This is a genomic window from Streptococcus intermedius SK54 = ATCC 27335, from assembly GCF_000413475.1.
Taxonomy (GTDB): domain Bacteria; phylum Bacillota; class Bacilli; order Lactobacillales; family Streptococcaceae; genus Streptococcus; species Streptococcus intermedius.
This window is the reverse complement of the sequence record NZ_ATFK01000001.1, coordinates 343,228-369,680: the sequence shown is the minus strand read 5'-3', so window position 1 is coordinate 369,680 and position 26,453 is coordinate 343,228. Positions and strand designations below refer to the sequence as shown.

20 protein-coding genes are annotated in these 26,453 nt (G+C 37.7%); 5 read left to right on the top strand and 15 right to left on the bottom strand.

What is annotated here, in order from left to right:
* Positions 1 to 49 precede the first annotated feature (49 nt).
* From HMPREF1654_RS01760 to HMPREF1654_RS01740, 4 genes are all read right to left on the bottom strand, one after another.
* Positions 50 to 751, bottom strand: a complete 702-nt coding sequence (locus HMPREF1654_RS01760; RefSeq protein WP_004233824.1) for a CPBP family intramembrane glutamic endopeptidase — start codon at positions 749 to 751, stop codon at positions 50 to 52.
* 762 nt (positions 752 to 1,513) lie between these two features.
* Complete coding sequence (locus tag HMPREF1654_RS01750) at positions 1,514 to 3,520, bottom strand: C69 family dipeptidase (protein ID WP_004233942.1); 2,007 nt, start codon at positions 3,518 to 3,520, stop codon at positions 1,514 to 1,516.
* Between the two features lie 200 nt (positions 3,521 to 3,720).
* Positions 3,721 to 4,362, bottom strand: a complete 642-nt coding sequence (locus HMPREF1654_RS01745; protein ID WP_004233958.1) for a DJ-1/PfpI family protein — start codon at positions 4,360 to 4,362, stop codon at positions 3,721 to 3,723.
* Positions 4,363 to 4,495: 133 nt separating this feature from the next.
* A complete protein-coding gene (locus tag HMPREF1654_RS01740) occupies positions 4,496 to 5,236 on the bottom strand; it encodes a lysophospholipid acyltransferase family protein (RefSeq protein WP_004233985.1) in 741 nt (246 codons plus the stop codon).
* Between the two features lie 118 nt (positions 5,237 to 5,354).
* On the opposite strand from HMPREF1654_RS01740, the gene HMPREF1654_RS01735 reads away from it, so the two are divergent.
* From HMPREF1654_RS01735 to lysS, 5 genes are all read left to right on the top strand, one after another.
* Entirely contained in the window at positions 5,355 to 7,709 is a 2,355-nt protein-coding gene (locus HMPREF1654_RS01735) for a cation-translocating P-type ATPase (protein ID WP_014829622.1), read from the top strand.
* Positions 7,710 to 7,864: 155 nt separating this feature from the next.
* Positions 7,865 to 8,707 carry a DUF368 domain-containing protein gene (locus HMPREF1654_RS01730; protein WP_003073165.1) on the top strand — a complete coding sequence of 281 codons (843 nt, stop codon included), beginning with the start codon at positions 7,865 to 7,867 and terminating at the stop codon, positions 8,705 to 8,707.
* A complete protein-coding gene (locus HMPREF1654_RS01725; protein WP_004233944.1) occupies positions 8,707 to 9,183 on the top strand; it encodes an aminoacyl-tRNA deacylase in 477 nt (158 codons plus the stop codon). The genes HMPREF1654_RS01730 and HMPREF1654_RS01725 overlap by 1 nt, the downstream gene beginning before the upstream one ends.
* 24 nt (positions 9,184 to 9,207) lie before the next feature.
* On the top strand, positions 9,208 to 9,849 hold the full coding sequence (locus HMPREF1654_RS01720; protein ID WP_004233994.1) for a histidine phosphatase family protein: 642 nt from the start codon (positions 9,208 to 9,210) through the stop codon (positions 9,847 to 9,849).
* An 82-nt stretch (positions 9,850 to 9,931) separates the two neighbouring features.
* Positions 9,932 to 11,419, top strand: a complete 1,488-nt coding sequence (lysS, locus tag HMPREF1654_RS01715; protein ID WP_004233909.1) for a lysine--tRNA ligase — start codon at positions 9,932 to 9,934, stop codon at positions 11,417 to 11,419.
* A gap of 180 nt (positions 11,420 to 11,599) precedes the next feature.
* On the opposite strand, the gene HMPREF1654_RS01710 is transcribed toward lysS, so the two are convergent.
* The 11 genes from HMPREF1654_RS01710 to HMPREF1654_RS01660 all read right to left on the bottom strand — a co-directional run bounded on the left by HMPREF1654_RS01710 (position 11,600) and on the right by HMPREF1654_RS01660 (position 26,441).
* Entirely contained in the window at positions 11,600 to 12,166 is a 567-nt protein-coding gene (locus HMPREF1654_RS01710; RefSeq protein ID WP_004233983.1) for a GrpB family protein, read from the bottom strand.
* A 90-nt stretch (positions 12,167 to 12,256) separates the two neighbouring features.
* Positions 12,257 to 13,549 carry a response regulator transcription factor gene (locus HMPREF1654_RS01705; RefSeq protein ID WP_004233843.1) on the bottom strand — a complete coding sequence of 431 codons (1,293 nt, stop codon included), beginning with the start codon at positions 13,547 to 13,549 and terminating at the stop codon, positions 12,257 to 12,259.
* Positions 13,550 to 13,559: 10 nt separating this feature from the next.
* Positions 13,560 to 15,203: a sensor histidine kinase gene (locus tag HMPREF1654_RS01700; protein WP_004233787.1), complete on the bottom strand. Its 1,644-nt coding sequence runs from the start codon at positions 15,201 to 15,203 to the stop codon at positions 13,560 to 13,562.
* Entirely contained in the window at positions 15,200 to 15,820 is a 621-nt protein-coding gene (locus HMPREF1654_RS01695) for a DUF624 domain-containing protein (protein ID WP_003073185.1), read from the bottom strand. Before HMPREF1654_RS01695 ends, HMPREF1654_RS01700 begins: the two co-directional genes overlap by 4 nt.
* A gap of 261 nt (positions 15,821 to 16,081) precedes the next feature.
* A complete protein-coding gene (locus tag HMPREF1654_RS01690; protein WP_016670364.1) occupies positions 16,082 to 17,563 on the bottom strand; it encodes an ABC transporter substrate-binding protein in 1,482 nt (493 codons plus the stop codon).
* A gap of 88 nt (positions 17,564 to 17,651) precedes the next feature.
* Positions 17,652 to 18,584, bottom strand: a complete 933-nt coding sequence (locus HMPREF1654_RS01685) for a carbohydrate ABC transporter permease (RefSeq protein WP_003073189.1) — start codon at positions 18,582 to 18,584, stop codon at positions 17,652 to 17,654.
* 13 nt (positions 18,585 to 18,597) lie between these two features.
* On the bottom strand, positions 18,598 to 19,518 hold the full coding sequence (locus HMPREF1654_RS01680; protein ID WP_037589559.1) for an ABC transporter permease: 921 nt from the start codon (positions 19,516 to 19,518) through the stop codon (positions 18,598 to 18,600).
* Between the two features lie 186 nt (positions 19,519 to 19,704).
* Positions 19,705 to 21,588, bottom strand: a complete 1,884-nt coding sequence (locus HMPREF1654_RS01675; protein ID WP_004233903.1) for a family 20 glycosylhydrolase — start codon at positions 21,586 to 21,588, stop codon at positions 19,705 to 19,707.
* Positions 21,573 to 22,451, bottom strand: a complete 879-nt coding sequence (locus HMPREF1654_RS01670) for an ROK family protein (RefSeq protein WP_004233845.1) — start codon at positions 22,449 to 22,451, stop codon at positions 21,573 to 21,575. The genes HMPREF1654_RS01675 and HMPREF1654_RS01670 overlap by 16 nt, the downstream gene beginning before the upstream one ends.
* Before the next feature lie 65 nt (positions 22,452 to 22,516).
* Complete coding sequence (locus HMPREF1654_RS01665; RefSeq protein ID WP_004233768.1) at positions 22,517 to 25,150, bottom strand: alpha-mannosidase; 2,634 nt, start codon at positions 25,148 to 25,150, stop codon at positions 22,517 to 22,519.
* Between the two features lies 1 nt (position 25,151).
* A complete protein-coding gene (locus HMPREF1654_RS01660; RefSeq protein ID WP_004233952.1) occupies positions 25,152 to 26,441 on the bottom strand; it encodes a glycoside hydrolase family 125 protein in 1,290 nt (429 codons plus the stop codon).
* Positions 26,442 to 26,453 lie beyond the last annotated feature (12 nt).

Here is a 26,453-nt window from a genome sequence, read left to right as displayed (position 1 = left end):
TTTCGTGTTTTTGATTTTAAATTATGAATGATTTGCCATTTTTAAACCACTATCGAAACATCGCAAACAGCATAACTAGAGCTGCTGGTGTATTGTTTAAAATATGCACAACCATTGAATCTTTCAGATTTTCCCGACGTGCAAAAGCGGCATAAAGGACTAACCCCATCGAAAAGTAAAGTGGAAATTCTGTCCATTTTGAGATGTGAGGAAGTGCAAAGATGATGGATGTCACAATAGCTGCTGCTGGTTTTTGACTCTTTCCAAAGAAAAACCTTGTCGCAAAGCCACGGAATACCAATTCTTCAATCACTGGTGCTATTAGTGCCACTGTTACAACATATAACAAAGCAAAAAAGATGTGATCAACTGACATAATTTTTCCTAGACTTTGTAAAGCGTTATCGTTGCTGGTAGTTCTTTGCCCTGTTAAAAAGATATTTAGATAAGTCCCAACTACTGCTACCACTCTTGCCGCTAAAAAGAATAACAAGGCTTTTCCAAAATCTCCCCATGAAAAAGACAAACTCTTCACATTCTCTGAGGCATGAGTCTGGTATCTCTTCCATAAAGTACGAATAGCAAAAAACACAATCACAAGATATACCAAAACGAACAAAATTTCTGCATAAATTGGTAGATTTTGTCCTTTAGCTAAAAATAACATGGGGATGCTATTGACAGCTATGACTAAAATAATTAGTCCTAATAATTTTAAAATTCCAAGTCCAATATGGGCTATTTTTTTCATCAATGATTCTCCTTAGAATGGCTATTTATTTGAAAGAACTCTTCACCATAGAGATATTCATCATATTGATGTAAAGGTGAAGAATACCACAATTATTAATTAAAGTATTGAATTTCACGTAATAGAAGTGAAATGGACAACAAGATGACATAGAACGCTGGTAAAACAAATTGATTTAGCTGAAAAGCTTTGCTCATAATACGCTTCCCATTCCGCTTCATCATCAATCTTCATCAAGGCTAACACATCTTCAGGAAATGTAACAATTGGCAATTTAAAATGGCAAATCTGCTTTAGTCATTTGGAAATAAGATTGCCCATACAAGATAAAGCAAGTGTTACATAAAGAAATAAGCTACCTTAAATTGAAAGACTATTTCTAGTAATGGTTAACCTAAATGATGTTAGTATACCAAAAAATTTTTAAATTGTCATCACATCTAGCGAAATTGTACTATGCTCCAGAGTTTTAAACCTCTTCTGATAAAGTTACTCATTTTTAGTTTGTGATTCCAATTGTTTCTGAATTTTTCAGCTCTCGCGCTCGAAGCTCTTTTAATCGATTTTCTAGCTTCATACACTCTTCTCCTTTCATTTGTATTGTGACTCAATTACGTCATTTTGATAAGTATGGTCGTCAATTTTAGTATGATTACTGTCAATTTATGCAACTATCTATTACATATAAAACCCCCAAAGAGAACATTTCTTGTCCAACTTTGGGGGTTATTAGTTTTATTAGGCTATCGCTAATCTATTCAACTATTTATTCTTTTTTGATCGTTTTGCTAGAATGAAGATAACAATTCCTAAAATAACGACTCCTACCAATCCAAGAAATGTTACCTTTTCACCAGTTGATGGAAGGAATCCATGTTTATTTTGTTTTGGTGCTTCTTTTACAACTTTATAATGAATCTTGTAGATAGAAAAGTGTGTTGTTTTAAAACTAATCGTTTGATCGTTGTTAAGAACAAAATCAAACTTTTCTTCTTGTTTGCCGTCTTTCATAGCATAAACAGATTCCACAGTAGCGCCTTTCTTTACTGGTACTGTCACTACTGTTGAGCTGACTTGTGATACCACTTTACCTTTCGGATTAGTTAAGGTAATATCATAGCTATCTGCATTTTCTTCAATCGTCTTTTTAACTGCTAATTTTAGCTTAGCCTTCACTAAATCTGCATTTTGTAAGCGAACACCTGTAGCGGTATCCATTAAGGTGTCAGAAGTTTCGCTTGGTTTTGGTTTTTCAGAATCCGGAGAACTTGAAGATGGTCCTGAACTAGAGCTTGGTGGTGTTTGCTCATTTTTGATTTTTTCTTCCATTTCAGCTTCTAGAGCTTTCATTTCTTTAAAGACTTTCTCCGCACGTGCCATACTAGCTGTAGTCACTTCCTCTGGCGAAGCCCCACCTGCAGCCGCATATTGTTCATCAGCCTTAGCTTGTTCTTCAATCCATTGTGCTTCTAAAGCTTTCCATTTTTCCTGTACACTATTGCCAAATAATTTTTGGTGTTTGGCCGCCATATCGTAAATGTGAGATGCAACCCAATACCACGAATTTTTATCGTACTTCGTTGTATCAACTTGGTAAGCTGAATACGTATTGGTAATATTTCCATAATATGGTAGGTATGGAGCGAAACGAGGACTTCCAACGGAAAGCCACATCGTACCACCACCCATGCTGGCAGGGATATTATCTTTCAATTGGAAAATGTGTGCTTCCATTACGTTTGGATTGCCAAGCGGATATTTATAGACTGGATCTACTTTTCCACGTTGAGGAATCCCTTTACCATCTAATTCCATTTGGTCTAGTGGTTTGAATTGTGTTCCTTCAAAACGATTCCGCTGCATCCGCATCACATCTGCAACGCTAATTTTTTTATTACTAGATTGCAACAAATCAAAATATTTATCATCATAATTGATCGGTGCATCTGGATTTAAAGCCTTAATACCTGCCCAAGCACGCGAACGATCTGCCTCTGACATTGGTGGATTATAAGATTGGGAGATATGAAACTTGCCATTGATTTCTTTATAAGAATGAGCATCACGTGCTACTTTTTCTACATTTTCTGAAGCAATGACATTTTTCTTGTCATTAAAATCAACACTTCCTAAGAAGAAAGTATTAGGGAAAACACTATATTTATCATCGGGATACTTAATGGCAACATATTGGTGGCCAGAGAGGATTTCCATGTACCAAACACCCGTCTTATCCGCAATTGTCACAATATTACCTTCAGCAGCACCTTGCTTTTTGACAATCTCCGCGATGAGTTCCACACCTTCACGAGCCGTTTTGACATGTGGTAAAACGACTGTAGTCATAATAGATTCTGCTAAACCTTTTTTTACATAAGGATCAACTTTTTGAATAGCTTTATTTGCTTTTGCAGAAACAGTGGCTGATATAGATACTCCATGTTCATTGAAGCCTACTTCGTCAAAAATACCTTCTTTTGGCGTGACGTCTGAAACCGAAGTGTATTTATAACTCCGAGCAGGTAACTGCCATTCAAAACCATTGGCTTCATCAATCAGCTTTGCACCTGCTTTATTGTCCTTAGCTGGATGGACTTTATAAACTTTATTATGATGAGGCTCCAAATCCTCTGTACGACCATACAAAGTCGAACCATCTGCTGTCAAGTTCTTCCCAACAATAAAACCTGTACAAGCTTCAACTACTTGGAAAGGAAAGAGAAAGAGAGCAGATAACAAAATTGTTAAACGAAAAATAAATTTTTTCATATATTTCTCCTTTTATCATTGCATGTTGAATACATCAACTTTTTATAAATAAGAGCGATACACACTCTTATCACCTTTTTAAAACCGTATACCTTAAATTTAGTATACTATTTTAAATCTATTTTAGCAAGCGCTTTCATGTATAATTTATGTATTAATTATTCTTTTTGTCCTAACATTTACAATAAATACCCAGGAAATCATTCCTGGGTACATTGTTCATATTGTGAGATTTTTTGCAGTATTTTTTGGTAATCACTTACTTCTAAATGATAAGTTAACTCCTCTGGGCTGTAGAAATTTTTTCTCAAAAAGAAATCGCTCGGTAATTCTAATCCCAAAGTATCCAAAACAGTCTGAGAAAATGTTGTATAGGCAAATCCAATAGCTGTGATAACATTCTTATCTTTTACAACTGGCTGATGGAGCATATTTTCTTTTTCCAAAAAAGAAAAATAGTCTACCAACTCCATATATAAACCGCCTGTATAATATCGATTTCTCAATAAACCAGCTTTTCCCAAAAACATAGGTGACGAAGAAATAGCAGCTACTATTGTTCGCTTGATATCTACATTTTTCAAAAAAGAGATGAGTCTAGAATCATAAAGACTAACAAAAGGCTCCTGTGTACCTGGCAATATGATACAATCATACACTACACCTTGAACTTCTTTAAAAGTAAAATCCGGAATAACTTGTAATCCTTCTTCACTTGTATAAATTTTCTTTTCTGAAGCAAGATAGTCCAAAGACTGCCCAAAAGAAAGACAAAGCGTTGATGTCAAAGTTGTGATTTCCTGCAATGAGCACGCTGGATACAACAAAACTGCTATTTTCATAGAGGCTCCTTTTAGAAACATAGATCAGATGTTTGATAAACTTACTTTGCCAACAGATATACAAATTACATTTCATTCTGTACGATTGCTGCTATCCAGATAGGTGTATAGTTATCATCCTCCATAAGAGATTTTATTTTCTATGCTTTTCAGGATCCCAAACAAAGCTTGCGATAAAACTAAAAACAAATGTCAACAAGCCAACAACAAGGGATAGTAAGAGGGCAATCAAACGTGGCAACAGCAATAATATATTCGGACTTTTTTTCACTTCAAGAGCTGCTACTTCTGCATCTAAACGATCAAATGCTGTCTGAATGCGACGTGCTACTTCTTCCACGCCTTCATCATTCATCTTTTTGATGTCTGAAATATCAATCGGATGTCCAAAATCCATGTCTACACGTTCACCTTTTGCCAATCCTTTCAAATGCATTGGACCAACATAAACGACTGGAAGAATCCGTACCTTTGCCATTTTCGCAATCAGGGCTACACCGCCCTTAACATCTGTCGAATGCCGACTTCCACTTGGAAACATAATCAACGAGCGATTGCTTGATTTCAGCATTTTTACAGGGTATTTGATAGCGGATGCTCCAGGATTTTCACGGTCAATCGGAAAAGCACCACACATCCGAATCCACCAACCAAAAACGCGATTCGTGAATAATTCTTTTTTTGCCATAAAAATAAATTGCTTGGGTCTTGTAGCGAAAGCCATATAGACTGGATCCCACCATGTACGGTGCGGAGCAACTAAGATATAATTTTCCTCTTGATCTGGAATATTCTCCAAATGGTGGTAGTGTACATTGCCATTTAAAGCCCATAAAATCAACATCACCAATCTTCTCAAATATCTATAAAACATCGGCTCTCCCTTCTTATTTCTTCCATTATACCTTATCAAATGCCTGCTCGCAAACTTTTTCAACATAAAACTGTCACGTCGGAATAGATTCTATTAGAAATTTTACTAAAAAAATGGTATGATTATCCTCATGAACACGAAAGAATTTACGGGATTAACCCACCAGCAAGTCCAAGAAAAAATTACACAAGGACTCACTAATGATTTTACAGTCAATACAAGTATCAGCACTTGGCTAATCATCAAGCGTAATGTTTTTACGCTATTTAATGCGTTAAATTTTGCAATCGCTGTCGCTCTCGTTTCTGTTCAAGCATGGAGCAACTTAGTTTTCTTCGCTGTTATCTGCTTTAATGCTTTTTCTGGAATTGTCACCGAATTGCGCGCTAAGCACATGGTCGATAAGCTCAATCTCCTAAATAAAGAAAAAATTAACGTTATCCGTGATGGGCAAACCACCCCTATTGATCCAGAAAATTTGGTTCTAAATGATGTCATTCGCTTAACTGCAGGGGAACAAATTCCAAGTGACGCAACTGTTTTAGATGGTTTTGCAGAAGTCAACGAAGCTATGTTAACAGGAGAAAGTGACCTTGTACAAAAGGAAATTGGAGATCAGCTTCTCTCAGGAAGCTTTCTTGTCAGTGGTCATGTAGTAGCTGAAATCACCCATGTTGGATCTGATAACTATGCTTCTAAACTGATGCTAGAGGCTAAGACTGTCAAACCAATCAATTCTCGTATCATGAAATCCATGGACAAAATTGCAGGTTTTACAGGAAAAATCATTATCCCTTTCGGAATTGCGCTCTTTCTAGAAGCTCTCTTGGTAAAACATTTACCTGTCAAAGACTCAGTTGTCAATACCTCAACGGCTCTTCTAGGAATGCTACCAAAAGGAATTGCTCTTTTAACGATTACTTCTCTTTTAACAGCTGTCATCAAGCTGGGTTTACGAAAAGTCCTTGTACAGGAAATGTACTCAGTCGAGACACTTGCTCGTGTTGATATGCTCTGTCTCGATAAAACAGGTACGATTACCCAAGGTAAAATGCATGTTGAAAGAGTCACCCCGCTCACACAAGATTTTTCAGAACAAGCAATTGCTGATATTCTTAGTGCTTATATTGCGGCAAGTGACGACAATAATCCTACTGCACAAGCTATCCGCAAACAATTTACAAAATCGTCAAATTACCAAACTAGCAACATTATCCCATTTTCTAGTGATCGTAAATGGGGGGCCATGGAAATGTCGAACTTAGGGACTGTCTTTCTTGGCGCACCTGAAATACTCTTTCAGGAAGAAATCAGGCAAGCACAGGAAGCCCAAATGCGAGGTTCACGCGTACTTGCTTTAGCCATTAGTTCTGAACATATTGACCACAAACACATCCACTTACCAAGCGCCATTCAACCTATTGCTATTTTAGAAATTACAGATCCAATTCGTGAAGGAGTAGCTGACACTTTAGAATACTTACGCTCGCAAAAAGTTGGTTTAAAAATCATCTCAGGTGATAATCCAATTACTGTATCCAATATTGCTGCAAAAGCAGGCTTTGAAAATTACCAAAGTTATGTTGATTGTTCAAAAATATCAGACCAAGAATTGATTGATCTGACAGAAAAAACGGCTATTTTTGGTCGTGTTTCTCCTCATCAAAAGAAGCTCATTATTCAAACTTTGAAAAAAACAGGATACACCACAGCTATGACTGGTGACGGAGTCAATGATATTCTAGCCTTGCGGGAAGCAGACTGCTCCATTGCTATGTCTGAAGGTGATCCGGCAACACGACAAGTTGCCAATCTCGTCTTGCTGAATTCTGATTTTAACGATGTCCCTGAAATCCTCTTTGAAGGGCGGCGGGTGGTCAATAACATTGCCCGCATTGCACCAATTTTCCTCATTAAAACAACTTATTCATTTATTTTAACGATTATTTGTATTTCCAGTATCTTACTGGGACGAGCTGAGTGGCTTCTAATCTTTCCATTTATCCCGGTTCAAATTACCTTGATTGACCAATTTGTAGAAGGTTTACCACCATTTGTCCTCACCTTTGAGCGCAATATCAAACCAGTCGAACCCGACTTTCTCAAAAAAGCCATTTTTAAAGCTCTACCAAGCGGACTAATGGTTGTCTTTAGCGTTTTATTTGTCAATATTTTTGGCGGATTACATGGTTGGTCACAAGTAGAAATATCAACTCTACTTTATTATTTATTAGGCTCTATTGGCTTTCTCTCCGTTGTCCGTGCCTGTCTGCCACTTAATATCTGGCGAATCTTACTTATTCTCTGGTCACTCATTGGCTTCTTCGGAACAGCCATTATCCTGCAAAAATACATCGAAATTACTACCTTAACCAGCAACAGTTTGCCAATCTATTTCATTCTAATGCTCCTCTTTACAATTACTTTTATTGTTGTGACACACAGACAAAATGAACGAGAACATAATTCGTGAAATTAAGCATGTAGACAGTAAGAAGAATTATCTATTTTAAGCAATTTAAGCAAAAATTTTACAAATCTTTTCTCTTCTTCTTGTCCAGTTATCACTACTTTCTTATTTCTAAATATGATATAATAACTAGCATAGAAAAGTTTAGGGAGTAATGGATGATTTCTTGGTTGATAAGAATTTTAAAGGGAATTATCATCGCGCTAGGATTTATTCTCCCCGGGGTATCTGGTGGAGTTTTAGCTGCTATTTTGGGAATTTACGAGCGGATGATTTATTTTTTAGCGCATATAAGGGAAAATTTTCGGGATAATGTGCTTTATTTTTTACCTGTTGGTATTGGAACGGTGTTAGGAATTGCACTATTTTCCTTACCAGTTGAATATCTATTAGAACACTATAAAATCATTGTTTTATGGGGATTTGCAGGTGCAATTATTGGCACAATTCCAAGTTTATTAAACGAATCTATCAGAGAATCTGATCGTGATCGAACCGATGTTATTTGGTTCCTTACTACCTTTCTCATTTCTGGTATTTGCCTATATTTTCTCAATAGTTTCGTTGGAACTTTACCTGCAAATTTCTTGACATTTATTTTAGCTGGTGCGCTAATTGCACTAGGAATTCTCGTTCCAGGCTTGAGTCCTTCAAATTTACTTTTAATTTTGGGACTGTATTCTCCTATGCTAATCGGTTTCAAATCTTTAGATATTTTAGGAACTTTTTTACCAATCGGAATTGGCGGTCTTCTCGCACTTGTAATTTTTTCAAAATCTATGCATTATGCTTTAGAAAATTATCATTCTCGAGTCTATCATTTTATCATCGGTATTGTCTTGTCAAGTACCATTCTCATCTTGGTACCAAATCCTGGGAACAGTGAAAGTATTCATTATGCTAATACTTCCATCATCACTTTAGTTACTGCTGCCTTCTTCTTTGGTTTGGGAACTTGGCTGGGTGCTTGGATGAGCCAATTGGAGGAAAAGTATAAATAATGGCTAAAAAAACAAAAATCAAGAAAACCTTGGTCGAACAAATCTTGACGAAAGCTAAAATCAGCCACAAAGGGCTTCAAATTAATGCTTTAGGAGGAGAATTACCTGAAGAAATAGATCGTTCACAGATTTATAAGACATTAGCCCTAACAGGTGATAAAACAGGTGTTATCATTGGCATCCTGCCCATTACAGAACATCTTTCAGAAAAGAAACTAGCCAAACTATCTGGTAACAAAAAAGTAAGTATGATCCCACAGAAGGATTTGGAAAAAACAACTGGTTACATTCATGGTGCAAATAATCCTGTCGGCATTCGACAAAAGCACCATTTCCCAATTTATATTGATCATTCAGCTTTAACACGTGAGACTATTATCGTATCAGCTGGAGAATTAGGACACAGTATTGAAATTAGCGCAAAGGATTTAGCTGATTTTGTTGAGGCAGACTTTGCAGATTTAAAAGAAAACTAAGATACCATTCAGAAAGGAAACTGCATGAAACTCTACTTCGTTCGACACGGAAAAACTCAATGGAATTTGGAAGGGCGATTTCAAGGAGCCAATGGTGACTCACCACTACTTGAAACTTCTATCAAAGAACTACACTTGCTTGGAAAACATATGTCTCATATCAAATTTGATAAGGTTTTTTCAAGTGATTTACCACGCGCAATGGCAACCGCACAGATTATCTGTAGTGAAAATCAATATTCATCAGTTGTTGAACCACATACAGAGCTACGCGAATGGCAACTTGGCTCTCTAGAAGGACAGAAAATCTCTACAATTACCGCCATCTATCCTCATCAGATGCAAGCTTTTCGTCATAATTTGGCAAAATTCAACAACTCTATTTTTGGTGCAGAATCGGTCTATAATACTACACGACGTACAATAGACTTCATCAAATCACAAAATGGATATTCTTATGATAATCTTCTTTTTGTTGGTCATGGAGCTAATTTAACGGCTTCTTTACGCTTGTTATTAGGGTATGACTTTGCTCAACTGCGTCAGCAGGGAGGCCTTGCCAATGGAAGTGTCACTATTCTTGAAACACAAGATTTTGAACATTTTACACTTCTTGATTGGAACAATCTTGACCACTTAGAAACAATTGAAACTGTGAGCGTATAAAATCACGGTTTTTCTTTATTTATAGGTGAATTTCTGCCTTATTTATGATAGAATGAGGAAGGTAAACTTTAGGAGGAAGAATATGACTACTGAACATATTGAAGAATTAAATGACCAGCAACTGATTCGTCGTGAAAAAATGACCGCTTTAGCAGAACAAGGTATTGACCCTTTTGGTAAACGTTTTGAACGTACTGCAGATTCTGCCCAATTAAAAGAAAAATATAGTGATAAAACAAAAGAAGAACTACATGAATTAGCGGAAACTGCTACCATTGCGGGACGGCTTATGACCAAGCGCGGGAAAGGCAAAGTCGGTTTTGCTCATATCCAAGACCGTGAAGGTCAAATTCAAATCTATGTCAGAAAAGATACTGTTGGTGAAGAAAATTATCAAATTTTCAAAAAAGCAGATATTGGGGACTTCCTTGGTATTGAAGGTGAGGTTATGCGCACAGATATGGGAGAGTTGTCAATCAAAGCAACTCACATCACACACCTCTCTAAAGCACTTCGTCCATTACCAGAAAAATTCCATGGACTAACAGACGTTGAAACGATTTATCGTAAGCGTTATTTGGATTTAATTTCCAATCGGGAAAGCTTTGAACGCTTCGTAACTCGCAGTCGTATCGTTTCAGAAATTCGCCGTTATCTTGATAACCAAGGATTCCTTGAAGTTGAAACACCTGTACTACATAATGAAGCTGGTGGTGCTGCTGCTCGTCCATTTATTACTCATCACAATGCACAAAATATTGATATGGTGCTTCGTATCGCGACTGAATTGCACTTAAAACGTCTAATTGTTGGTGGTATGGAACGTGTTTATGAAATGGGACGCATTTTCCGTAACGAAGGAATGGATGCCACTCACAATCCTGAATTTACTACAATTGAAGCTTATCAGGCTTATGCGGATTTTGAGGATATCATGGACTTGACAGAAGGGATTATCCAAAGTGCAGCTAAAGCTGTTACAGATGCCGAAAGTGTCCCTTATCAAGGTACTGAAATCTTTATCGGTCGCAAGTTTGCACGTAAACATATGCTAGAAGCCATTAAAGAGCAGACGGGTATTGATTTCTGGAAAGAAATGACTCTCGAAGAGGCTACTGCACTAGCTAAGGAACATCATGTAACGGTTGAAAAGCATTTTACAGTTGGTCATATTATCAATGCTTTCTTTGAAGACTTTGTTGAAGATACCTTAATTCAGCCTACATTTATCTATGGGCATCCAGTTGAAGTTTCACCTCTTGCTAAGAAAAATGCAGATGACCCACGCTTTACAGACCGCTTTGAGCTCTTTATCGTTGGACGCGAATTTGCCAACGCCTTTACAGAGTTGAACGACCCAATTGACCAATTATCGCGTTTTGAAGCGCAAGCCAAAGCTAAGGAACTCGGAGATGACGAAGCAACTGGCATTGACTACGATTACGTAGAAGCTCTTGAATACGGCATGCCACCAACTGGAGGCCTCGGAATTGGAATTGACCGCTTAATTATGCTGTTGACAGATGTCACTTCTATTCGTGACGTATTGCTTTTCCCTACAATGAAGTAAACCAACAAAAAGAGCAGCTGTCTTCAAGCTACTCGCTATCAATAATAAGGCTCTATAATTTCTATAGTGGGTAACTCCATTTGGATATTATAGAGCTTTCTTTTTATTTATATATAGATTTATAAACGCTACAGTATAAAAACTCAACTTAAAAGCACGATCACGGCGCTCGTGTCTATTTTAATATCTTCCTATAAATTTTTCTTTTGCAATTTTAGTGTATCGTTTAACAAACTCACGCTTTGCATCAGTGTAGCCGTCTCTATCATGTTCAAATTTCTTCCATAAGTTCAGCTTTAGATGTTCGTATTCTTTCGCTACATTATGATTCTCACGTAAGTAATCTCTGAAATATAGTTCATCATTATCCCCTACAACTCTAATGTGAAGATGAAAGACTTTTTCTGCAAAACCTTGCTCCGTGTATCCTTTATTTAATGAGATTCGTCGTGTACTTTGACTCATGCATAACCAATTATTTTCAACAAGAATATTTTTCACTATTTCTAGTTCTTCGGCTAATCGAACCTCAAGTAATATATCTACTATATTCTTTGCCCATATATTTTGAACAGCAGTACTACCAATATGAGATATTCTTACTATATATTTAGCTGGTATCAGGGACAAAATAGCGGTTGCTTCCTCATCATACCAATCCGCCCATTCTTTATTATGTGTTACAAGAAATATGGGAAACAATTGCCATAATTCTTCTAAACTCATGTTTTCTAATTTTTTACTCAATTTCTCCTCCACAAGTTTAAAGTTATCTCTCCCATTTGTTCCTATTACAGTATTTTCAAAGGAAATTTCAAAAAAGCAACAATATGACTGTTATCTTTTATTATTAGACTGACGGCGATAAGCTTTAGGAGATTTACCACAAAGTTTGCGAAAAACCTTGTAAAAATACCCGACATTGCTGTATCCCACCGCATAACAAACATCCTCAATACTATCATTAGTGGATAAAAGAAGCTGTTGGGCGGCCTTAATTCGTTGTTTATTAAGTAACTCAGCAAAGGTTGAATCCGTTTCGCGCTTAATCAACTGTCCTAGATAAACTGGATTGATATAAAGCTCTTTACTAATATCTTTCAAGGACAAATCTGTTTGGTAATCACGACCAATAACCTCTAAAACACTGGCTACATTTTCATTCATCCGATACTGAGCAAATAAATCTTGCAACTGCAGCTTGATATAACTTAACAATTCATCAAAAGAGTGCATCCCTTCAATTTCTTTGATAATACTGGTGATATCATCTGATTTCAAATGTTCAAAAAGGTGATAGACATCCATGATAAACTGGATCATCAACTGCTTAGTAATAGAAACCTTCGGGGTATTTTTTAGGATAATTTCTTTTAGCAAATCCAATTCTTCCAAAATTTGATGAATATTTCCTTGAATAATCACCCGATACATAGGTTCATAGTAGCTAAAAAGTGGATTTTGTACCTTCAAACTGATTGTTCCATAAAAAATTGTTTTTTCCAAATTGAGCTTGAAATGCTGAATTTGTTCTTTATAGGGCGCTGAAAATTCAACTTCATAGATACTCTCTTCTTTTTGATGAGAAAGAAAAAGATAGATTGATTGCCCTGAACTATGATAAGGAATAGAGAAGATACCCTGTGCTTTTGTACTAGCTCCTAGATAGATTGGCCCTACTTCCTTTAGCAAGTGAACTATTTCTTCTTCTGTAGTATCATCTTGAAAAATAGTCACCATCTGATGGTAAGAGGATTGTTCAAAATTTTTGGATAATTTTTCTAAAATAGCTGCCAATTCCAGTTTATTAACTGGCTTCACTAAATAGTCCGCAACTTGTAAGTTTAAAGCTGTTTTAACATACTCAAATTCCTGATAACCAGATAAAATAATGAACGCAACATTTGGTAAAGAAGACTTCATCTGAGCAATCATATCCAGCCCATTCATACCTGGCATATTGACATCTGTAATAACTAGATCCACAGGATTTGTTTTGATATATTTTAAAGCAGTTTCTGCATCATTAGCAGTCGCTACAACTTCCATCTTCCAATTTTCAAAAGGAATGAGTACTTTGAGCCCTTCTGTAATCATGTATTCATCATCAACTAACAATACTTTGTACATAATGTTTTCTCTATTCATCCTTAATTTCTATAGTATAGGTAACTCCCTGATTTTTTCGGGATTCGATCTGAATGTTATACCGTTCTCCGAAAAAGAGCAAGAAACGCTCGTGAACATTCACAATTCCAATAGACTTTCTTATCTCTCCGTTGTCTATACCAAGCAGCTGACGATTAGCTAACATTTGCTGAATCTGAGCTAATTTTTCGGGCGGCATTCCACAACCATTATCCTGAATCAACAATCTGACAGCACCTGCTATTTTAACTGCTTTAACGCTGATGACATTGTCTTTTCTGCGATAATCAATTCCATGAGCAAAATAATTTTCTACTAAAGGCTGAATACTAAATTTAGGAAGCAACATATCTTTTAGTCCTTCATCTATTTTAAAACCATAAGCAACAGACTTCGGATGACGTACCATACAGAGATAACTATATTTACGGCAAAATTTCAGCTCATCCTCCAGCCTTGTCTTGGTTTCACTAGAAGTATTATTTCTTAGCAAACTGCTAAATTCATAAATAATATCCGCCAGTTCTTCTTGGCTTTGCATAACAGCATACATGCGGATAAATTCCAATGTATTGTACATAAAATGAGGATTAATTTGCGCCTGAAGTGCACGCATGTTAGCATCCTTTTGAGTAAGCTGTAACCGATAAATATCACGGATATTTTTATCTAAACTATTTAGCATAGTATTGGTATTCGTTGCAATAAGCAGCAGTTCTTGCTCTTTTGTAGCAGTATCAATTCGCTTGTTGTTTTCTCCCTGAGTGATATCCTGAATCGTATCTACAATATCTACAACCTGTCTTTGATAATTCAAAAAAATACGTTGCAAGCTCCAATATAAAATCACAACCAACGCAAGACCAGAAAGAACAATCAGACTAATACTAGAAAGAATACTATTAAACATATAAAACGAAGGAACTGCTACTTGTATCAGATAATTATAAGCTGTTTCTTTTTTTATCCACCGAATATCTTTACTCAGGTGATTTTCACCAAAGTGTGCTATTTCTTTGTTATAGGATGAGGTGATTCTAGCGACAAGAGGGATTTCTCTCCTAGTATTATCTACTATATTTTTAAAAATAGTCGTATCAACTGTTATGTAAACTGTTCCGATGACTTGACCCGCAGCTTTATCATAAATAGCAATCGGAAATGCATCAGCAGCTGGTTTGAATTTTGCTGCCGCTATCTGTTTTCCACCCTTCGTTTCTCGTGTAGATATAAAGACTGTCTTATAATCTTTTAAAGCAATATCAATACCTTTTACAAAATCATTTTCAACATAGATATTATTAATATTTCGATGCAGAGAAACCTGAACATAGTCTGGAACATCCTCCGATAAACGCCAACTAGCATATTCTGCCGGGCTTAATGTAAAATATTTATAAACTCCTTCGAGCTTCGCTTGATTCTCCACTAGGCTCTGTGCTAACTGAATAGTACGGCGATTATAATATTCAACTTCTTCCACCAATCTCGTTGCAGCTTGCTGAGAAATTCGTTCTATCTCCTGCTTCTTTCCCTGCCAAGCTACATAAGAAAGAATGAAACTTAGACAGCCGATGATAACAATCATAATCACAGCATAGGCTTTTAATAATGAGTTTAACCAAAATTTTTTCATTGTTCTTTCATGATTAATTTAGACTGAACTATTTGATAAATAGGTTCTAAAACATCGCTGATAAAAAAATGCCAGACTCCAATAAAAACAAAAAAGAGTAAAGCAGGTATATAATAACCAGCAATTGATAATAAGATCGTTCCCACTAGAACTTTTAATACGGCTGAAATATTGAGAAAAGGACCAATTAAAGCCAGTTTGAACCAATTTTTATAAGATAGTTCAAAGTAGACTTGCAATTTTAAATAAACAGCGTATGATAAGGGTGCAACTAGTAAGAAAACTAAATCCAGAATTGCAAGTAAAATATGCAGAATTGTTTGATGTGGTAATTGCACTAGTAGAAAAATGCCATAAAACAAAACACCTTCTACTATAAAGAAACTATAAAAAATTTGATTGGCACATACGAAATTGCTTTTGAATACAGTCCACGCCTCCTGCCAATGATATCGTTTATAATCATAGCGATACTGCTGAAAGAGAGTCATGAGTGTACTTCCTGCTGGAGCAAGTCCAAAAAACAGTCCACCTGACAATGTTAAGAGCCAAAAAATCGCTGTCGCTATCATAGCCATATAAACTCTTTGAAAAATTAATTCAATCAATTTTCCCATTCTTTATTCCTCAATTCTTATCAGTAAAATCATCTACTACATGAAATGATTATACCATATTTTAACCGTTTTCAAAAATTTTCAAATCTTTCACTTATCTCTATTAATGAAGTATTATAGCTAAGTCTCAACTATTCCTCATTTGATTTTCTTCTATTTACCACAAAACCTAAAATAAAGATGAACTGTTCTGTGATATTTCAAAATTTTGCTAACTAAAAACCTCCTTAGATAAATCCAAGGAGATATGCTAATCTAAGCTTATTTTTTAGAAGCAAGGAATTTATCGTATTGTCTTTGAAACTCTTTCATGACTTTATCATAAGCACCTTCTGATTTCAGTTTTGCCATCATTTTAGGAATTTCAACATCTGGATCAACTGTACCTGTATTGATTGCTGTAGCATATTCTTTAATTGTATTGGTAATACTAGATACTTCAGCTTTTACAGGATCTACATTAAAGTTGAATCCGAGTGCTGGTGATTCTGGTGCCTCAGAAAGAATCTTTTTAGAATCTTTAATTTGTTGATCTGTTACCTTTTCATCAACGTGAAGCAGCCAATTATTACCTGTATTCCAGCCGGACATATGAGTACGGTTATTATAGCCTTTCAGTGTTCTCACTCGATTCTTTTTACCAGCAACGTCTTCCCAATTTTTACCTTTAGGTCCATATACCAAACCGTTCAGCAACTCTGGATCGGTATTAAGCAAGTTCAGTAATTCCATTGCTTTTGCTTTATTTTTAGAATTATTGGAAATGACAAAGTTTGCTACTTGTGTCGTTTGATTTTTCTTATAATTTTTTGTCAATTGACTGATTTTAATATTCCGATTTGCAACGCGTGAAAGCAAGCTATTTCCATAATCAGCAGGTCCGACGGTTTGTTCTTGGACTAACCAAGTATCTTGTGACAATTCATATGTAGTGTCACTAGTTGCAACATCTTTTGGAATGTATCCTGCTTTATAATATTTGTGAATAGTCCGTAAACTATCTAAGAAGCGAGGAACCTCATAACGGTTGACAATCTTCGTCTTATCTCCTTCTAAATCAATCGCAAATGGAAGATTATTAGTTATAGGATAATCAAAATTATCAGATGGAATAAAGTTTTTACCAATAGCAAATGGTGTTACTTTTGGATCTTTTTCCTTAGCCGCTTTCAAAACTGGTTCCAAATCTTTGTAGGAATGAATGTTAGAAACATCACCAATACCATATTTCTTAAGAAGTGGACCATTGAAAGCGAAATTTTGAGAAGAGGCTACATTGGCATTGACTGGTACAGCGTAAATCTTGCCATTAATCGTATTCCCTTTGATATAAGCTGGATCCAAGGAATCATATAGCTTCTTTCCTTCTTTTTGATACAATTTTGTCAGGTCAGCATACGCACCTTTTTGGGCATTGATGACATAGTTTTGTGCAAAAGCAATATCATAATTTTCACCAGATGAAGTGATAACATTCATCTTTTGTTCATAATCACCCCAGCCAATATACTGAATCTCTAATTTAGCATTGATTTTTTTCCCAATAATCTTATTAGCGTTGGCTAGAAGCTCCTTAAGATTCTCTGGTTTATCACCAATTTGATACATCTTAAGAACTGTTTTCCCATCCTCTGTCTTAGAAGATTTTTGGTTATTACCAGTCAGATTCCCACAGCCTGCAAGCATTGCAGACAAAGCTAAAAGACTAGTAGAGGTCAGAGCATATTTTTTCCATTTTTTCATATGAAAAGTCTCCTTTTTTATTATTTACATTTATAAATGACTTTAAAATTTTCCATACTGATAAAGTATTTTTCAATGCTATTAGGCACTATTCTTTTACACCACCGATTGTCAACCCCTTCACAAAATAGCGTTGGAAGAATGGATAAACACAAGCAATTGGCACGGTCGCTAAAACCACCATGGCCATACGAGCTGATTCTTTAGGAAAAGAGTTTGTTAAACCTGCAAGTTGGGCACTTGCTCCTACACTTTTAGAAAGATAGTCCAGATTTTGCTGAATTTTTATCAGTAAGTATTGAAGTGGAACTAAGTTATCGCTACGGATATAAAGCAAGGCATTGAACCAATCGTTCCAGTAAGCTAGCGCTGTGAAAAGCGTGATCGTTGCAATACCTGGAAGCGACAGTGGTAGACAGATTTGAAAGAAAATTCTTGTCTCGCTTGCTCCATCAATCTTTGCTGATTCAATAATGGACTCTGAAATGGTTCGTTTAAAGAAAGTTCGCATCAGAATAATATTGAAAGGACTAAGCAACAGTGGCAAAATCAATGCCCAGACTGTATCACCTAAACCTAAAAAGGTTGTCATAATAATATAGGTTGGAATCAATCCTGCTTGAAAGAGCATGCTTGCCATGGCAAAAAGAGTGAAAAATCGTCTGTATTTAAATGTTCTCCTTGAAATAGCATAGGCATAAGTCGTTGTGAAAAAGACATTTAGAGTGGTTCCTACAATCGTAATAAAAATTGTGATAAAAAGCGACTGTAACAATTTATCTTTCAAAGAAAGTAAAAATTCATAACCCGCCAAGCTAAACTTTGATGGCCAAAAAGCAAAGCCATTCTGTACCAAACTTGTTTCATCCGTCAGAGATATGATAATCACAAAGAAGAAAGGTAAGACACAAGATAAGGCAAAAATTGCAATCAAGACATTAAAGAAAAAGTCTGTTTTTTTATCAAAAGAATGAATACCGACATAATCAATCTTTTCTTTTTGAATTTTTTTCGATTTCATAGTCTCCTCTTTTCTAAAACAGAGCAGATTCTTTGTCAATTCTGCGGACGATTAAATTACTTACAACAACTAGAATACAGCCCACAATCGATTGGTAGAGCCCTGCTGCAGACGCCATTCCTAAGTCCCCTGTACCGGAAATTCCACGATAAACATAGGTATCTAGAACATTGGTGACACTATAAAGTGAACCAGAGTCATGCGGAACTGTATAAAAAAGCCCAAAGTCTGCACGGAAGATATTTCCGACTGCCAAAATTGTCAAGACGGTAATTAAAGAAGCTAGAGATGGAATGGTGACATGGCGAATTCGCTGCCATTTTGAAGCACCGTCAACCGTAGCTGCTTCATAATAAGTTGGATCAATTCCCATAATACTTGCATAATAGAAAATACTACTGTAACCAAGCCCTTTCCAAATCCCAATAAAGAGAATGAAAGCTGGCCAAAAAGACAGAACTGTATAAAAATTGATATTTGGATTATGCAAGAGATGGTTCAACAATCCTTTTCCTGGATTCAAGAAAGCATCAACGAAGAAACTGATGATAACCCATGAAAGAAAATAAGGAAATAACATTGTTGTTTGATAGAATTTCACTAATCTCTTTGAGCGCAATTCACTAAAGACAATAGCAAACCCTACAGAGAAAATAAGGCCTAAAATAATAAATCCACTATTGTACAAAACCGTATTTCGCGTAATCGTAAAAGCATCTTTTGAGTTAAAGAGGAACTGAAAATTCTTTAGCCCCACCCATTCGCTAGTCAGTACACTATGGAGAAAACCTTCGCTGCTTAGTTTAAAGTTTTTAAAAGCAACCACATTTCCTAAAACAGGTATATAGAAAAATAGGATCAGCCAAATGACACCAGGTAAAACCATGAATAAAAAAATTGCATTATCTTTTAAGGTTTTTACAAAATTTTTCACTAAAATCCCCCTTTCCTTTTTTGAGAATGATACCGCTTCCATATTTTATTATACCCCTTTTCATGGCCTTAACTAAACTCCTAATTATAGAAAAAATTCTACTAATTATTTATTATATGACGAAAATAGGAAAAAGACACTTTTAGTTTATTAAAAAAGATTGATCGCAAGTAAGTCATGTTTTGATTAGGTAGTGTAAATCGTTGAAGCAGTCGCAATCGTATGCCATTGATTGGCACTAGTAACTGTAAAGCCTTGTGCGGTATAACAATCATTGAAGGGCAAGAGTTCAACTTCCAACTCTTCTAAACAATCGACTTCCCCATTAACATACTGCAACAAACGCTCTTGCGCTCGTTTGATGCGCTTGAGCAAACCACCAATGCGAATATCAATCGTATCTAAACCAAAAACCTTGTTTTCCTCAATCCATTGCGTGCTAAACAATGCAGCAAACTTCTCTACTTCTTGATAAAGAACTTCTAAATCCTCCAGGGCGAATGTCTTTAAAATAGTTTTTTGTTTATTCTGATAAGCAGATCGAATACGAGAGCTAATCCTAGCCTTAAGAGCTAAGACTTGATTTAACTGTTCCTGTGTAGCAAATAAATAACTGTAGCTTCCTGCTCTTTTACTAATATTTCTCAATTGCTGAGCCGCCTGTTCAAAATGAAGTCTATCTTTTTGAGGGCGAATGTGCTTATCCAGTAATGGACAAAGAATATCTTGATATAAAATATAACGATTTGGATTGATACCACTGAGATTATCTGGCAAATCTGGCAAGAGATTAGCCAAATCTATTTTCATGAAATCATCAAAATCAAGGCCTGTACTAAGCAGAAAATGCTGTGTAACATTTGTTAAATCATTGCGATAAGCTAATTCTGCCCAGATTTGTAAGGTAGGTAAAATAGCAAATTGAGAGCATTCACCACCATTATCTCCCCAACCAGTTACAATCACTTCCTTGATATGATTTTGTCGGCAGGCCTTATTGGCTTCGATGGCTACCAAACGACTGAAATGATTATTTGGTGTAAAACCAATCCACTTCCAAGCGCCTCCAGCAAAAGCGATGTCCTGACTGATTTTCTGGTGATTACGGAAGTTACGATTGTATTTCTCCTCGCTATCCTGATAGTAATCCCAATAAACCAAGGTCACTCTGTGTTTCAGACGATCCAGATAAACTCGGGTTTCTTCTGGGATTTCTACATCACGGTCATATTGGCCATCCGCTGACATGAGCTTGAAGAACATATCACTCCACATCTGGCAATGGAAACCATACTTATCAGCAATATTCAAAACTCGCTCAAGGTGTTGACACATGAGGAGACTTCGATTTTGGAAACCATGCTGAATTAAATAGCGTCCGAGGCCAACCAAGTGGGCTTCATCCATTCCGATATTAATCTTGCGTGTATGCAGATGCGCCATGGTCTGAAACATGCCTTCGATAAGGTCATAGACCTTTTCTTCGCCAATTAGTAATATATCCTCAACATCTCGAAGTTCCTGCACTTCCTGGACCTGCCATTTGACAAAAGCTGACAGGTGAGCCAATGTCTGAATGCAGGGAACGAAAGCCAAATCAAAATCTGCAGCATAGTTTTCAATCTCTTGTAATTCTTCGACGGTATAGTGGCCTCTGAAATAGCCAAAATAGGGCTGGTCTTTTATCTCATAGGTATCTTCCATATAGAGTTCAAAAGTGGAATAGCCCATCAAGGCCAAGACTTCAATCATCTTCTTGGCTGAGGTTAGGTTTAAAACAGCATTGCGGGAGCAGTCAACCATATAAGCCAAATCCTCATAAGCTGCTTCTTCCACAATATGAACCTCATCCTGCCCTGATTTAAGAGCGGCAGATAAAAGGGCCAAAGCTCGATAGATCTGATGAGGTTGTTCATAACTGACTTGATAATGTCCTTGACAACCTTCCACTTTGATCGATACAGTTGAGTTAGGAGCAAGACTGACTTCAATTTCTCCTAAGTTCAAATACTTTTCTAAACGGATAAGAGCCTTTTCTTGTTTACTTGATAGTCCTAAGAATGTGGCCATTGACCTTCCTCCTGTAACCAATTTACTAAAGCGCCATAAAGGTTAGCCTCTCCTTGATAAGTACAAGCTAGAATCTCTGGGGACACCGAATATTCTTCATAACGATTGACATAATAAGCAATCGCTGAGCGGACACCTTTGATAAAGTCAGGATTTTGGCTGATAGAGCCTCCCAGACTAATCACATCCGGATCAAAGAGATATTGGATATTGAGCAACCCCTTGGCAAGATTTCGGTTCATTTGTTCAATAGCTGCTTGGCAAGTTTCATCTCCTGTAGCCGCAGCTTGATAGATCTTCTTTCCATTCCAGTCTTGCGAGTCAGTGCTAGCTTGAACGGAGCGAACTAAACTGCCTGTTGAAGCCAAGAGCGACCAATTTCCCAGTGTCTCAGCAGGCTCGGACAAGAGCATATACCCGAATTCCCCACCCAGATAGTGCTTACCTCGGTGCAACCTACCATTGAGAATCAAGGCCCCGCCAATACCAGTACCAATGACAACACAAGCAGCATTTTCTAGCTCCGGGTGAGCCAAAAGTTCGCTCAAACCAACACAGTTGGCATCATTTTCTAGACGAACTGGCAGACCATAAGAAGCTAGCTTATCATACCAAGAAAAACCGTGAATATAGGGAACTGCGCTAATACCGCCAATAATTCCTGTTGCTCGATCAACTGCCCCAGGCACACTCATAGCAATGCCTTGGTAATCTCGCTTAGAAAGGCAAGAATCCAACCAAGCCAGCAAGTCATCTAAATTGTCAGGTGTAGCAATATTCTGCTTTTCTACTATCTTTCCTTCTTTGGACATAGCTGCAAACTTGATACCTGTTCCGCCTATATCCACTGTTGCAATGACCATATTTTCTCCTTTGTCTGTTTTTTATTCTAAGACTGGGACAAGACACCCCAGTAGTCAGCATAATCTTACTTCAAGAGCTCTGTGCGGATTTCCTGTGGTCCTAAGGCTCCTAGCTTTTCTGGCACTACTTCTTCCAAAAGGTTAACTAGAGTTTTGGAATCAGAAACCACTTCCTGCTCTTCTTGGCTCATATTGTAGTAACGAAGTACGATACCTGACTCGTCTTCCGCCACTTTAAGAGCTGTCGGGCAGATTTCTGCTAACTTCAGAGCAGGGTGCTCGAAAGCTTGTCCAGTCGCTGTGACACTTCCTTCTTGTTTAGAAATTTGGAAGGCTGTCAGAGGTGTTTGGAAGGCTTTAGCCCGACGATAAGCAGCAAAACGCTCTTGCGGTTGGTGGCATTCTGCTGTGTACTCGACTTGAAAGTCACGCAGACATTGGGCTTCTGGAGTTGGGAAGTAACCCCAGTCACCTAGCTCCCCTGTTGCCCGCAGAATAGTGACCGCGATCGTATCATCACCTAAAATCTCGTATTCATTTAGGCCTTTATTAGCTACTGTTACAGCCTTTTGGTCATCATAGAGGCTGACGAAGGCTTGCTGGTGCTGTGGATTTTCTGGATTTTCCCAGGAGGAAGCTGGTCGATTGTTGCGATGAACTACTTCGTAAATGCTGTCTGAATCGTTGGTTTTACTGCTGTTATGAGTTCTGAAGAGAACACGAATTCGGTGATCCTTAGCAGTATTAGTAAATCGAGTCTTAAAGCGTAGTTGCGGACTATCCGCAAAGACTGTCAACTCTGTCGTCAAGATCATGCTTGTCAATTCTGACGAACGACCTGCTGAGCGAGTCATAAATTCGACGATACCTTTTTGCTCTTGTTCCAACAGTTCATCTGCGCTTACTGGCAGGGTCAATTCATGGCTTAATTCCACCTTGGCATAGCGAGCATTGTTTTCCAGAACCTTAACGTCAGCCAGTTTTGCATAGATCGGCTCTGTATTTTTTGGCTGGAAGTAGATATACTCATTCCCAATATCGCCTCGATCCTCAAAACGGAGGAAGTTTTCATAGGCTTCATGAGTTGTCTTATCATAGACAGTCAAGTGTTTGTCAAAGCTAACAGTTACAAATGGAGTGTCAATCACGCCATTTCGATAAAGGCCTTCATGTTCTTCTTTTGCACCAGGAAGCAATTGAAAGGTTTTCCAAGCCAGAGGTGCTAGGTGAATCGGCAAAGTCACGCGCAGTTGGCGGGCAATATAAGCCTGACGAAAGCGATCTTTCGGTAGATCATATTGGAAATTAGCTCCCAAATCTTCGATTTTGGCTTCAACGGAGCGGCCATCCAAATCCTTAACAACAAAATCTGGAATTGTCAGATCCGCCATTCTCTGGTAGGCTTCTGTCGGATGGGCGTCCTTGAAATCACAGGTCGCAAATGTCACAGCCACAGAAACGGTATCTACCTTGTCATGGAGTCCAGTATTGACAACAGTGAAGAGGAGATCACTCTCTGCTTGACGGCTATCTAATTTTTGCTTCCATTCTTCCAGTAGGTTTCCTTTGATAAATTCCCCCACTTGATTAACTTTGGCAAAGCGGGTCTCCATTTCACGGTGAACTTCATCGACACTGCAGCCGCAGATGCTGTCGTGTGGCGCATTTTGCAAAAGAGTCTTCCAAGCGTAAGTCAGCTGGCCTTTGTGATTGTGACCGCCTGTAATAACAGTCAGTGGTTCAACTACCTGCTCCAGCAAGTTGCTATTTTCTTGAAAAGCTTGTTTTAGATAGATACGGGCTGAAGAAGTATTAGCTAAAGTATACCAACCGTCAGTTTCTTGACTAGTCAATTCGCCTTGAACTATAGACAATTCCTCAGGCAAGGCAGCTTCCACAGCTTTCACATAGTCATCAAAAGAACTGTGCACAAAGTTGATATGTGGATAAAGTTCATTGGCTACTCGGATAGCTTCACTGAGATTGCGCTGAACTGGCTGGTGGTCACAGCCATTCATCATCAACCATTGATTGGTAGAGGCATAGCTCTTCACATCGGCCAATTTCTTCTCCCAGAAAACTTTCGCTTCTTCTGGATTTGCCGGGATTTCATTCCCATTGCTATACCAATTAGCAAAGAGAATCCCCAAAACCTTGCTGCCATCTGCACCTTGCCAGTACATTTCAGAGTACTGAGAAGTAAACTGTTCGTCTTCTAAAACTTGGTTGTCAAACCCGATTGGTTTCACCCCCCGACCGAAAGCAGCTACATGAATACCTGATTGCTGCAAAAGCTGAGGCGCTTGCCCCATATTCCCAAAAGTATCTGGGAAATAGCCAATTTGAGTGGACTTGCCCCACTTCTTGCACTCCTGCTGGCCAATCAAGGTATTACGAACATTGGCTTCGCTTGAAATCAAATAATCATCCTGCAAGATATAGAAAGGCCCAATTTTCAATTTGCCTTCATCAATGTAACGCTGCACCTTGTTCCGATTTTCAGGACAGATTTCTAGATAATCATCCAAAACAATAGTTTGCCCGTCTAGGTGGAAGCTCTTGAAATCTGGATCATTTTCAAAAAGATCAAATAGATTGTCAAAAAGCTCTACCAGCTGCATACGGTGGGATTCAAAAGGGAGATACCATTCGCGGTCCCAGTGGCTATGAGAAATAATATGTACGGTAATATTTTCCATTTTATACCTCAATCTTTAAGTCATAATAATCTAATACTAATTCGCAGAACATCATATTGGCCCAGCTGAACCATTCACGAGAATACTTGGTTGGATCATCTACATGGAAGCTTTCGTGCATAACTCCCGTTCCACCATCACAGGCTACCATCAAGTCCAGAATCCGACGTTTCTCTTCCTTATCATGAGTGGTCAATCCTTGAATAGCCAAGGCAATCGGCCAGATATAGCGATAAAAGGTGTGCGAACTGCCTAACCCTGCAGCGTACGAACCCTCATAGTAGTAAGGATTTTCTGAGCTCAGAATGGTACGACGTGTAGCTTGGTAGACTTCATCATCTATCGAACAAAAACCGAGATATGGTGCGGCCAAAAGGCTTGGCACATTTGGATCATCCATCATACTGGTATTTCCCAAACCATCCACCTCAAAAGCGTAAATCTTTTCACCCTTGGCATTTTTCATATAGGCATAGTTTTCAACTCCTTCTTTGATTTCCTTTTGCAGGCGCTGTGCATGAGGAACAATCTCCTCAGCTCCATCCAGATTCAATTTGTCAAAGATTTCTACCACATAGCTCAAAACAACTGTTGCAAACATATTAGACGGTACCAGATAGCTGTAAATACAAGCGTCATCACTCGGACGAAAGGCAGACCAAGTCATACCTGTCACTGCAAAGTCAGGACCTTGTCCATCATTAACCAAGGTATCTTCCTTGCGGTCCGTATCACGAACAAAACGATAAGAAGACTGGCTGTGGTCTTGTTCTACCGTCCAAACTCGAAGAATTTCTCTAACTCCAGCAATAAAGGTAGCATCTAGATGGCTCGTTTCTCCAGTCTCTTTCCACAAGAGATAAGCTAGCTGCAGAGGATAGCAGAGAGAATCCACTTCGTACTTGCGTTCCCAAATCCAACCGGACAAGTCCGTATGGTCTGTCTCATGATGTCCCTTCCAGTTGTCAGCGATATTAAAAGCATTGGCATAGGGATCTTTTAAAATCAGTGCCATCTGACGCTTGACCAGACCAGCAATTGTTTGACGGATTTTCGGATCTTCCTTGGCCACAAAGAGATAAGGCTTGAGCTGAGCTGTCGAATCCCGCAGCCACATAGCTGGAATATCTCCAGTCAAAACAAAAGTTGAGCCATCTTCTAAAATTTTTACAGTATTGTCTAAAGTATCTGTATAACAACGTTTAAATACCGCTATCCAAGCAGGATGATTTTTAGCTATTTGAGCGATAGAGTCTAGCCATTTGTTGACTATTTCTTTTGAATAAATCATGAATACCTCCGT